The 11,614-nt window shown below is 47.8% G+C and carries 14 protein-coding genes; 12 read left to right on the top strand and 2 right to left on the bottom strand.

Annotated elements, in window-relative coordinates; genetic code table 11:
• Positions 1-61 precede the first annotated feature (61 nt).
• From GVY43_RS06400 to GVY43_RS06365, 8 genes are all read left to right on the top strand, one after another.
• Positions 62-334: an acylphosphatase gene (locus GVY43_RS06400; protein ID WP_159562597.1), complete on the top strand. Its 273-nt coding sequence runs from the start codon at positions 62-64 to the stop codon at positions 332-334.
• 204 nt (positions 335-538) lie between these two features.
• Entirely contained in the window at positions 539-1,858 is a 1,320-nt protein-coding gene (gene brnQ / locus GVY43_RS06395; protein WP_159562596.1) for a branched-chain amino acid transport system II carrier protein, read from the top strand.
• 105 nt (positions 1,859-1,963) lie between these two features.
• Positions 1,964-3,145, top strand: a complete 1,182-nt coding sequence (locus GVY43_RS06390) for an MFS transporter (protein ID WP_159562595.1) — start codon at positions 1,964-1,966, stop codon at positions 3,143-3,145.
• Between the two features lie 11 nt (positions 3,146-3,156).
• Complete coding sequence (locus GVY43_RS06385) at positions 3,157-4,002, top strand: DUF72 domain-containing protein (protein ID WP_159562594.1); 846 nt, start codon at positions 3,157-3,159, stop codon at positions 4,000-4,002.
• Between the two features lie 15 nt (positions 4,003-4,017).
• Positions 4,018-5,358: a bifunctional UDP-sugar hydrolase/5'-nucleotidase gene (locus tag GVY43_RS06380; RefSeq protein ID WP_236548931.1), complete on the top strand. Its 1,341-nt coding sequence runs from the start codon at positions 4,018-4,020 to the stop codon at positions 5,356-5,358.
• 48 nt (positions 5,359-5,406) lie between these two features.
• Entirely contained in the window at positions 5,407-5,775 is a 369-nt protein-coding gene (locus GVY43_RS06375; protein WP_047795125.1) for a YutD family protein, read from the top strand.
• Positions 5,776-5,933: 158 nt separating this feature from the next.
• Positions 5,934-6,239, top strand: a complete 306-nt coding sequence (locus tag GVY43_RS06370) for a hypothetical protein (protein WP_078147262.1) — start codon at positions 5,934-5,936, stop codon at positions 6,237-6,239.
• A gap of 103 nt (positions 6,240-6,342) precedes the next feature.
• Positions 6,343-7,014, top strand: coding sequence for a DUF975 family protein (locus tag GVY43_RS06365; protein WP_074036376.1), 672 nt, complete (start codon positions 6,343-6,345; stop codon positions 7,012-7,014).
• A 44-nt stretch (positions 7,015-7,058) separates the two neighbouring features.
• On the opposite strand, the gene glpX is transcribed toward GVY43_RS06365, so the two are convergent.
• Positions 7,059-8,039: a class II fructose-bisphosphatase gene (glpX, locus tag GVY43_RS06360; protein WP_159562592.1), complete on the bottom strand. Its 981-nt coding sequence runs from the start codon at positions 8,037-8,039 to the stop codon at positions 7,059-7,061.
• A 158-nt stretch (positions 8,040-8,197) separates the two neighbouring features.
• Here glpX and GVY43_RS06355 point away from each other — a divergent pair, with 158 nt between their 5' ends.
• Complete coding sequence (locus GVY43_RS06355) at positions 8,198-8,641, top strand: DUF86 domain-containing protein (protein ID WP_159562591.1); 444 nt, start codon at positions 8,198-8,200, stop codon at positions 8,639-8,641.
• 4 nt (positions 8,642-8,645) lie between these two features.
• Positions 8,646-9,425, top strand: a complete 780-nt coding sequence (locus tag GVY43_RS06350; RefSeq protein ID WP_159562590.1) for a TIGR01457 family HAD-type hydrolase — start codon at positions 8,646-8,648, stop codon at positions 9,423-9,425.
• 19 nt (positions 9,426-9,444) lie between these two features.
• On the opposite strand, the gene GVY43_RS06345 is transcribed toward GVY43_RS06350, so the two are convergent.
• On the bottom strand, positions 9,445-9,672 hold the full coding sequence (locus GVY43_RS06345; RefSeq protein ID WP_012726833.1) for a NifU family protein: 228 nt from the start codon (positions 9,670-9,672) through the stop codon (positions 9,445-9,447).
• A 129-nt stretch (positions 9,673-9,801) separates the two neighbouring features.
• Here GVY43_RS06345 and GVY43_RS06340 point away from each other — a divergent pair, with 129 nt between their 5' ends.
• Both GVY43_RS06340 and GVY43_RS06335 read left to right on the top strand, forming a co-directional pair.
• Positions 9,802-10,107: a YuzD family protein gene (locus GVY43_RS06340; protein WP_074036383.1), complete on the top strand. Its 306-nt coding sequence runs from the start codon at positions 9,802-9,804 to the stop codon at positions 10,105-10,107.
• Between the two features lie 167 nt (positions 10,108-10,274).
• Positions 10,275-11,561, top strand: coding sequence for a globin-coupled sensor protein (locus GVY43_RS06335; RefSeq protein WP_159562589.1), 1,287 nt, complete (start codon positions 10,275-10,277; stop codon positions 11,559-11,561).
• Positions 11,562-11,614: the final 53 nt, after the last annotated feature.

The following is an 11,614-nucleotide window of genomic DNA, read 5'->3' as shown; positions in this document are numbered from 1 at the left end:
ATACTGTTTCCTAAAGTAAGGACCTCTAAACATCTTTGACAAAATAAAGGAGGAAAATAGAATGAGAGTTGCTAAACGTTTGATTGTATCTGGACGTGTCCAAGGCGTGGGGTTTCGATATTTTTCACAGGAGACCGCGCAACGATTCGGCATCAAAGGATGGGTTCGCAATCTAAGTGACGGGACAGTCGAGCTACATGCAGAAGGAACCGAGCAAGAAATCGGCGCCTTCGAGCAGGCGTTGAAGGATGGCAATCGCTTTGTCGGTGTCGAACGAATCGAAGAGACGGAAGCGAACAATCAGGAATTTCGTTCGTTCGACATACGCTATTAACCGCTTACATCTCCCTACATGTGAAAGGGAGATTTTTTTGTGAAATCTACATTTCAAAAAATTAAACCTCGAATTTTGGAGATAGGGTGGTCAAACGATAGGAAGTGTGTATAATGAAATAGACCAAGCGATATATTGTCAGAAAATTTAGTTATTATTTTTTTGTTAAGTCGTTCGGAATATCAAGTGTATGGAGGTAGTTGTATGAAAAAATCGACATTGTTCCCGTTAGCGTTTACGATTTTTGCTTTATTCTTTGGGGCCGGGAACTTGCTGTTCCCACCTGAGCTCGGCGCCTTGGCGGGGGAAAACCTCGTACCGGCGATGATCGGGTTCGTCATTACGGGTGTCGGTTTACCGCTTCTTGCTTTGTTCGCAGTCGCTCGGGTCGGCGGCGGGACAGACCAAATTGCTCGTTATATTCCAAAGCGTCTCGCGCTTATCTTGACAGGATTGATGTATGTGGCTATCGGACCATTCTTCGGAATCCCGCGTACGGCTGCTGTCACGTATGAAATGGGACTCGTTCCGTTTCTCGATGCTCCTTCTACTTTGACACTCGCGATGAGTTCGACCGTCTTTTTCGGTTTGACGTTCTTCTTGACGCTTCGTGCTCAAAAGTTGATTGAAGTCATCGGGCGTATCATCACACCAATCCTCTTGTTCTTGCTTGCAGCGATTGGAATCACAAACCTCATCTCGCCACTCGGGGAGCCGGGAGCTCCAGCGGAAGGATTTGAGACATGGGTGGGTGCACTCGGCCAAGGTTTCCAACAAGGCTATTTGACAATGGATGTATTCGGGGCCCTCGTCTTTGGGGCAATCGTCCTCGTCACGTTGAAAGCTAATGGATTGAGTGACCAAAAAGAAGCGTCTTCGCTTCTTCGCTCTGCAGGTATGCTTGCCGTTACCTGTTTGATGCTCGTCTATATCTCGCTCGGTTCAATCGGTGCGAATATGACAGTCGCAGAAGGAACGACGAGTGGCGCAAGCCTTCTCCAAGCGTTCGCAGGTACGTCTTATGGACAAGTCGGAATGCTCGCACTCGGGTTAGCGGTCTTCCTCGCTTGTTTGACGACAGCAGTTGGCCTCATCTCAGAGTTCTCACGCTTCATCAGCAATCAGTTTGATTCTCTCAAATATCATCATGTCGTCATCTCGACAACGTTGTTTGGATTCATGATCTCACTCGTTGGTTTGAGTTCGTTGATTCAAATCGCCGTGCCGCTTCTCACGCTCCTCTATCCGGTCATGATCGCACTCGTGCTCGTATCGGTGACGGAACGTCTTCAACGAAACCCTGGTGTGGCGATGAAAGCGACGATTTATACGGCGCTCGTTCTCTCGTTCTTTGAAACGTGGAACGGCATCCAGCCTTCTGCGGTTACTTCTTGGATTGGAAACTTACCAATGGCGGATATCGGACTTGCCTGGGCAGTTCCGACGATGATCGTCTATGCGATCACGCTTCTTCTTCCGAAAGGAACGTCACAAGAATCACTCGCTCAATCACGCATCTCATAAGTCTCGCCCATCCTTTGGTCAAGGATGGGCTTTTTTCTGTCTTATTGTTTGCCTGGATGTGAGCTCAAACAGTAAAATGGAAAGATGAAAAGGGAGTGACATTCGTTGACGACAAAACAAAAAAATCAATTGGCGATTCTCATGTTGAACATGTTTATCGCCGTCGCCGGATTTGGGATCATCATCCCGATTATTCCGGATTACTTAAAGATGATTGGCGAGGGAGGGACAGCCGCCGGACTCATGATTTCCGTATTTGCGGGTGCCCAGCTCGTCATGTCACCGATTGCCGGGAAATGGGCGGACGTCCACGGCCGCCGACTCATGATCATCCTCGGTCTGATCGGATTCACCATCTCGATGGGAGTCTTCTATCTATCAGATAATTTGACGATTCTTCTCGTCTCTCGTGCCATCGGGGGTGTTGGTGCAGCGCTTTTGATTCCTGCCATCTTCGCTTATGTGGCAGATATCACGACACTCGAGCAACGAGCTCGAGGAAACAGTTATATTTCCGCGGCAATGTCGCTTGGAATTGTAGTGGGACCAGGGATTGGTGGCTTTTTCGCTGAATTCGGCTTGAAGACACCGTTGCTTGTTTCAGCGATTGTATCGTTTATCGCTGTCATTTCGTCTGTGCTTCTTCTTAAGGAGCCTGACCGTGCTCCATACGTGGCGCCTAAGATTAAAGAGTCTTTACCGACGCAGCTGGTCATGTCGACGCGAAAACCGTACTTCTTCGTATTGGTCATCAACCTCGTCATGGCGTTTGGTCTGATGGCGTATGAATCGGTACTTGGGCTCTATGTCAGTGAGATGTTCAGTGCGACACCACAAGAGATTGCCATCATGGTAACCGGAACGGGGATTGTGAGTGTCATCGTTCAATTGTTTGCGGTGGACCGTCTCGTCGAATGGTTGGGTGAGACCAAGGTCGTACTTGCTTTCATCGCGCTCGCCTCATTTGGCTTCTTGTTATCTTTGTTCGCTGGTACGTATATGCTCTTCTTCGCAGTGACACTCGTGATTTTCTTATCGACATCTATTTTACGACCGGTGTTGAACACGCTCGTGTCGAAACTTGCAGGAAACGAGCAAGGTCTTGCCATGGGGATGAACAACGCTTATATGAGTATTGGGAATATTTTAGGGCCGACATTGGCGGGAATCGCCTTTGATATTGATATGCGCTATCCGTTCATGATGGGACTCGTCCTATTGCTCGTCACATACATGGGCACATGGAACTGGTCGAAACGGAAAGCGGCCGCCATTTCAGAATCGTAAAGGAGGACGCTATGATCTATGTAGGTGTGACCGGATGGGGTGACCACGATTTGCTGTATACGAACCCAGAAGAACGAAAACATAAATTGTCGACATATGCGGGACATTTCCCGACTGTTGAAGTCGACTCGACCTTCTATGCGATTCAACCTGTGAAAAATTTCGAAAAATGGGATGGGGAAACACCGGATCATTTTCAATTCGTTGTGAAAGTTTCCAGGGAAATGAGCGGACATGATCGTGAGCCGAAAACGCCTTTGATTGAACTGTTTGAGCGTTATCGCGTCTCGGTCGATCCGTTAAAACGAGCGGGGAAATTACGGGCTGTGCTCGTTCAATTGCCGCCGTGGTTCGATGTGTCAAAGCCACACCTGGATTATTTGAGAACGCTTCGTGCCGAGCTGTCAGATTACGAGATTGCCATCGAGTTCCGCAATCCGACCTGGTTCTCAGAAGCGTTCCGGGACCGGACGCTTCAATTTTTGAAGGAGCAGCGGTTCATCAACACGATTTGCGATGAACCGCAAACGAAAGAGAGCAGCATCCCGTTCGTACCGGTCGTGACACATCCTGATGTTGCGGTCGTTCGATTGCATGGACGCAATACGTCAGGGTGGCTCAAAAAACCTGGAATGACGAGTCAAGAATGGCGGCATGTTCGCTGTCTGTACCGGTATAGCGAGGAAGAATTGCAAGAATTGGCGACCTCACTTCGTGAGATTGACCGTGATGCGAAAGACGTGTATGTATACTTTAACAACAACTCGGCTGGGGATGCAGCACCGAATGCGAAGCGACTCATTGAGATTCTTGGCCTTGAATATGAACTCGCGCCGAGACAAATCAGTTTGTTTTAGAAGGAAGGGATGGCCATGACGACACTGTCTATTTTTCATTACAACGATCTTCATTCAAAGTTCGACCAATGGCCGAAACTTGTTTCATTTCTAGAAGAACATCGGACTGACGACACGCTGTACTTTGATTTAGGAGATCATGCCGACCGCACCCACCCGGCGACCGAAGTGACACGTGGAAAGTTGAATGTTCGTTTGCTCGAGCAACTCCGTCCGACAGCGGTCACCATCGGAAACAACGAAGGAATCACTTTTCCTCATGATTGGCTAGCCGAACTGTATGACGAAGCAACATTTCCCATCTTACTTGGGAATGTATATGAAGCAGACGGGTCACGACCGAATTGGGTCGATGAGACGCTCGTTCTTGAGAAAGATGGTTTCCAGATCGGTCTGTTTGGTGTGACCGCTCCATATGAAGAGTTATACCCAGAGCTCGGCTGGCAGATTGAATCGCCTTACGAGGCGGCGGAGCGAGCGCTGAAACAGTTGGCGCATTGTGATGTCATCATCGCGCTCAGTCACCTTGGATTCTTTGGAGATGAGCGATTAGCTGAAAAGTTTCCTGAAATCGATGTCATTCTCGGTGCGCATACACATCATGTTTTAGATGAAGGTGTGATGACGAACGGTGTGTTGATTGCACAGGCCGGAAAATATGGGAAGTACGTCGGTGAAGTCACACTGACGCTTGGCGAGTCAGGAATCGTATCGAAAGAAGCGCGCCTTCACGAACTGTCTCAGCAATCGGATAGTCCAGACACGTTGGCGTTGTTGCACACAGAAGGGGCAGATGCCGAACGCCTTCTTGATGTCACGATTGCAGAGACGGATGGATACGCCTCCGATTGGTTCGGACCTTCTCCACTTGGTGACCTACTCGTCGAAGGGATGGTCGAATGGTGTGCGGCGGATGTTGGGATTATTCCATCTGGGGTTGTGCTAGAAGGCCTTGCACCGGGTGGGGTGACGCTCAACATGTTGCATCGGATCTGTCCGCATCCAATCAACCCTTGTGTGCTGACATTGGACGGTGAAACGTTGTCGCGTTTCCTTCACGATACTAATGAAGAAACGTTCACGAATATGCATGTCAGAGGTCTCGGGTTCAGAGGGACCGTTCTCGGAGAACCGAGTCTCTATCAAATCGAACAACGTGACGGTCAGACTTATGTGATGGGGGAACGATTGGATTTAAATCGGACATATCGTGTCGCAACGGTCGATATGTTGACATTCGGTCCGCTTCTTCCTTATTTGGCAGACCAACCGAAGCGATATTTCATGCCCGAACTTCTGCGAGATGTATTACGAGAAACAATCGTCGCCCGTCATGAAGTGATTCGAAAAGGATAGAGTGCATCGATGAGGGCATGCTATGATAACAGAGTGGAGGTGGGAGCGATGATTCGAGTGAATCGCCACGGATATACCGTCTTGGAAGAAAAACGGGACGGGTTCGATGAAGAGGCGTTTATCGCACGGTATAGTGACGTGCTAGATAAGTACGATTACATCGTCGGTGATTGGGGGCATGGTCAGTTGCGATTGAAGGGATTCTATGAACCGCAATCTAAATTGGCGACCTATGAGAACCGAATTGATCACGTGATGGACTACGTATACGAATATTGCAACTTTGGATGTCCTTATTTCGTTTTGAAAAAAGAAACGGAAATCAACGAAGAAGAGAGTGGACCCGTCTTTGGGGGAACGAAGCAAAAACTGAAGTTGAAGCGTAAGTTTAACAAGACCGATGAATCAAACGTGTGAAGTGCTGAGCCGTCAGCACTTTTTTTATTACATTTGATTTCCAAATATTTCGTTTAGGTAAAAAGTCGTGACTTCCGGTTTTGAGGTTGGAAAAATGTGATAAATTGTCATTAAGGATAGTTTCGTCGTTTTTTGGTTTTGATAGTGAGGTGATTTGGATGCAACATGTACAAACGACCGTCGGGGATCGGGATGACGTCCATAATCGAATTCATAACTTCGGACTCGGGATATTGGCCATGTTCTTTTTTGGTTTCCATATCATGATGACCTTTTATTTTACGGCGGCAGTCATTCTATTTGAACTCGTTCATGTGTTGATCATCCGTCGCTTTGAATATGGCCATTCGTTCTTGCGAGGCCGTGTCTTCAAAGTCACATCTCACCTTGTGTTATCACTCGGGGTGCTGTTGTTGATCTTGTCCATGTCTCAGTTCTTTTTAGGCAATGTGATGATTCGCTAAGCGGAAAGGAAAAATTCCTTTCCCTTTTTTTATGTTTTTTTGAAACGTATGGTCACCTTTTCACGTACACTAATAGAAAGACTACGAAAAAGGATGGGTTACTATGAGATCTGAATGGAAACAACATGCACGACACGCCTTGAAAGGAAAATGGTGGTTGATGGCCGGATTGGCACTCTTGTTCCTCATCATTAACGGGATTCCGCAATGGTTTGCGCCTGAAATGGACGTCAACTCGCCAGAACCGTTCACATCGACAGAAGTCACTTTGAGCTTTGTATCGAACGTTCTGCAAATTTTAATTGCCCCACTTGCGATCGGTTGGTCGTGGCTTGCTCTCAACGTATCACGTGAGAAAGGAGCCTCGCTCTCAACGCTGTTCAAGCCGTTCCAGACACGTTACTTCAAACATGTCATCACCTCGTTTGTGATGGGGGTATTCCTCGTGTTATGGACGTTGTTACTCATCGTACCGGGAATCATCAAAGGATTCTCATATTCACTTACGCCGTACATTTTGCGCGATCAGCCTGAACTTTCCGCACTCGAGTCGATCACAGAATCACGTCGTCTCATGGATGGGCACAAGATGGAAGCCTTCATGCTCGTCTTGTCTTTCTTTGGTTGGTTCCTCGTCGGGATCTTGACGCTCGGGATCGGGTTCTTCTTCATCGGACCTTACTTCTCGACGACGTACGCGACGTTCTACGATTCGATTCGAGACAAGCAAGTTGATTCGAATGAGCCAGTGCACGGAACAGAACAAGGATTTTAAAGAAACAAACGCCTCGCTCAAGTGATTGAGCAAGGCGTTTTTGATTAGGCGTTGACTTCAGTTTTTTGTAAGTATGGCTTCAACGACAAGTGGTGTTCGGCCACGACTTTACGAATCGTACGTGTCTTCGAGCGCATGACGAGTGATGTCGTCTCGACGATATCATCTGTTAAGAATTTGACGCCATCGAGCAACTCACCTGACGTGACACCTGTTGCGGCGAAGATACAGTCATCACTCTTGACGAGGTCGTCGAGCGTGAGGAGTTGGAGCGGATCTTCAATGCCCATCGAGATGACGCGTGCAGATTCTTCTTCATTCATCGGGTGAAGACGGGCCTGCATGTCTCCGCCAAGCGCTTTGACAGCTGCAGCCGTGATGACGCCTTCAGGAGCACCGCCTGTACTGATGAAAATATCAATCGGATTTGTTTTGACGGCAGCTGCGATTCCGGCCGAGACATCGCCATCCTCAAACAATTTGACGCGTGCGCCGACGTTCATGACGGCTTGGCGAAGGTGTTCGTGGCGATCGCGGTCTTGCATGATCACCGTCACTTCTTCAATGCGTTTATTGTTATATTTTGCTGCTTTTTCGATGATCGACTCGAGTGGTTCATCGAGCGAGACTTTTCCTTTTAAGTTCGGCCCAACGACGAGCTTATCCATGTACATATCTGGTGCGTGGAGGAGGGCACCTTCATCCGCAACAGCGATGACGACCATCGCATCTCCGAGTCCTTTTGCGACAATGGATGTACCTTCGAGCGGGTCAACGGCGATGTCGACTTTCGGACCGAACGTCGTACCGAGTTTTTCCCCAATGTAGAGCATCGGTGCCTCATCGAGTTCACCTTCACCGATCACGACCGTCGCATCCATGTTCACTGTTCCGAGAACTTCGCGCATCGCTGACGTAGCTGCGTCATCGGCTTCATTCTTTTGCCCGCGTCCAATCCATTTCGATGATGCGAGTGCTGCGGCTTCCGTTGCTCGTACGATTTCTAATGCTAATTCACGTTCCATAGTGTTGTACCCTCCACGTTATCTCTGTTAAATGTGTTATACTTTTTACGGCTTAAACCCGTTGATTAGTGTATCACATTTTTATAAATGATGTAAATAGGGCAGGTTCTTTTCTCCAGAACGAAAAAGGATTAGTATTAACAGCAGGGGGGATCATCATGTATTTTGTGAATAGAGAGAAGATTAATCAGACACTGGAACAAATGGAGACGATGTTAGCACATACGGACCAACTGAGCGGAGATGCGTTCACGGTAGAACTTGCGAAACAACGAATGGCTGTCCTCCTGATGGAAGGGGTCATCGACGTAGGGAACTCGATGATTGACGGATTCATCATGCGAGACCCGGGTAGCTATGAAGATATTGTCGACATTCTGCTCGATGAACGCGTGCTCGATGAGAAGACGGGTAATGCCACCAAGGCGCTCGTCGGATTGCGTGCATACTATGTCCGTGAGTTCGTCGATGCAGACGCGTCACGCTTTGATGAATGGGTGAAGATGTCGAAACAAGACTTCACAGCGTTCTCCACGCAAGTTCGTCGCTACTTAGAGGTCGAACTTGGACCAGTGTCCGCATTCTTGCCAGAAAGCGAGTGATTGGATGGAACCGATAAAAGGATATTTGTTTGATTTAGATGGTACGATGTATGCAGGAACAGAGCCCGTTCAAGCTGCTGTCGATTTTGTAAACGAGTTAGAAGCTACGGGCGTCCCATACTTATTCGTCACGAATAACGCCTCGATGACACAACAGCAGATTGCGGATAAGTTGATTTCAATGGGGGCAAATGTGAAGGCAGAAAACGTCTTGACGAGTGCGATGGCGACGGCTTTTTATATTGAGAAGATGTCACCGGGCGCGACCGTCTATATGATTGGCGAAGACGGACTCCGACTCGCCTTAGAATCTCGTGGGTTCCACGTCACGGACGAACCGAAAGCGGACTATGTGGTCATCGGTCTCGACCGTCACATCACGTATGAGAAGTTGGCGCGAGGGGCGATCGCCATTCGTTCGGGAGCCCGATTCATTTCGACGAATGGGGATATCGCCATTCCGACAGAACGAGGGTTTTTACCGGGGAACGGGTCGCTCACATCCGTGTTGACGGTGACGACAGAAAAAGAACCATTCTTTATCGGGAAGCCAGAACCGGTCATGATTGATATTGCACTCGACATGATTGGATTGACGAAAGAGGATGTCGTGATGGTAGGGGATAACTATCATACAGATATTCTATTCGGGATCAATGGGGGAATCCGTACAATTCACGTCAACTCAGGTGTACACGGTCCAGCATTTATTCAAGAACAAGAAAAACTCCCGACCTATATGGTTGAGAGTTTAAATGAATGGAAGCATGAAAAAAAGGGATGACGAATGTCTCCCTTTTTGCTTAGAATACTTGTTCTACTTCGACGATGCCTGGTACTTCTTCGATGAGCGCACGCTCAATACCGGCTTTTAGCGTGATTGTTGAAGACGGGCAGCTGCCGCAAGCACCCATCAAACGGAGCTTGACGATGCCTTCTTCCACATCAACGAGTTCGACGTCTCCGCCGTCACGAAGCAAGAACGGACGCAATTTATCGAGCACTTCTTGGACTTGATCAAACATTTCCATGGTATCTACCCCTTTCTCGTTCTACTTTATTCTAGCAAGTTTGAGAGTGTTTCTCAATCATTTACGCTGAGCGTTTCGTCATCGGGAGTGGGGAAGATTTTTGTATAATGGTTTCGAGGGGGAATGAATATGAAAATCACGGTTTATGGGGCAGAGGTTCAATGTGCCAGTTGTGTCGGTGCACCGAGTTCGACCGAGACGTATGAGTGGTTGCAAAGTGCGCTCGGACGCAAGTATCCGGAGCAGTCCTTTTCTTTCGAGTACATCGATTTCGAACAGAGTGAGGACGAGTTTGCCCTGGCGCTTAAAGACGATGAATGGTTTTATCCGCTCGTCTTGCTCGACGGAGAAGTGATTGACGAAGGGGTCGTTCAGTTACGAAAAGTGTATGCGGCAATTGAGGCGAAACAAGGATCCGTCAATCATATAAAATAGTGAGCAAGTGGACGAACCATGCGATAGCAAGGTTCGTTTTTTGTTTACCTATAATTTAGAAAAAGATTTTACAACTTTTGTCTCTCGGGCTAAACTGAACATAACTTGTATAAATTTTATAATATTTTGAAAATTAATAAACCTGTTTATTAAAGGAGGACTATTTGATGTTTGCCCGAAAACGAAATATGCCGATCCATTTAGACACCTCGTCCCAAATGGAGCACTTGTTGATCGCACTTCCCGATGAGTTGGAACGACAACGTCAGTTGATTCGTCTCGAACGTGAGGATTTAGCTTATTTACGTGCGTATCAACAGGAATTACGTCAATTGACACCTCGGTTGGTTGATGTGTTTTATGAAGAGCTCGAAAAGATCGACGAGATGAGAGAGTTGATTCGGCAACATTCGTCATCGGACAAACTAAAACTCACTCTTTCTAACCATATAATGGAGATGTTTGAAGGGAAGTTGAATGAAGCATATATCAATCGACGTCTCGCCATCGCCAAACGTCATTATCTGATCGGTCTGAAAGGGAAATGGTATATGGCGGCCTTCCAAAAAATATTCGAGACGCTCGTCTTATCGATTCAACATGAGCAGCTCGATGCGGACTCGAAAATGAGGTTGATGATGGCCGTCTCGAAAATCTTTAACTTCGAGCAACAAATCGTGCTCGAGATGTTTGACGATGAAGCAGACGTCGTTCGTGACCAGATGCAACACGTGAAAGATGAAATCAGTCAAACGATTCAGCAGGCGAGTGAAGATTTGGCCGCCCTCTCACAAGAAGTCATGGCTAGTTTTCAGTCGATGAATGAGCGGGCAGATGATATGAAGCATTCGAGTTCACTCACACAGACGAAGCTTCGGACGGTACTTCACTCTTCAGTGAGTGGGAAAGATACGATTTTATCAGAGACGGGACGACTTGACGAAATCGCGCGTGACCTTTCCGACTCGGCCCAAGAAATCAAGGCACTCGAAAGATTGATGAATGAGATCATGACGATTGCGGATTCGGTGAAGCAAATTGCCAACCAGACGAACTTGTTGAGTTTGAATGCGGCCATCGAAGCAGCAAGGGCAGGCGAACAAGGGAAAGGGTTCCAAGTCGTCGCATCAGAAGTACGAACGCTCGCGAGTCAATCGAAACAAGCGGCGGAAGAGGTGGAGGATTTGGTGAAGCGTCTCACGAATCAGATGGAAGAGACATCGAGCCGCGTCTTATCGACCGAGCAAGAGATGAAGCAGACGATGGGACGGATCAATGAAGTGACGGATGCCTTCCTCCAAATTTCGGGTGATTCGGAGCATGCTGACGGACAGATGGGGAGCCTCGCTGGTGATATCGATGAGATTGTGGAATCCATTGCCGAACTCAAGCGTGCCACGACCCAGATTGCGACGTCTTCGACACAGCTGATGGATACCGCGCAACGACTATAAGTGGGCAAACTATAAAAAAGACGAACCAGGTCGCATAACACGACTTGATTCGT

It is taken from the genome of Exiguobacterium sp. 8H, assembly GCF_902506255.1.
Lineage (GTDB): Bacteria > Bacillota > Bacilli > Exiguobacteriales > Exiguobacteriaceae > Exiguobacterium > Exiguobacterium profundum.
The sequence above is the reverse complement of the archived record's forward strand: the minus strand, read 5'-3'. Positions and strand labels throughout refer to the sequence as shown.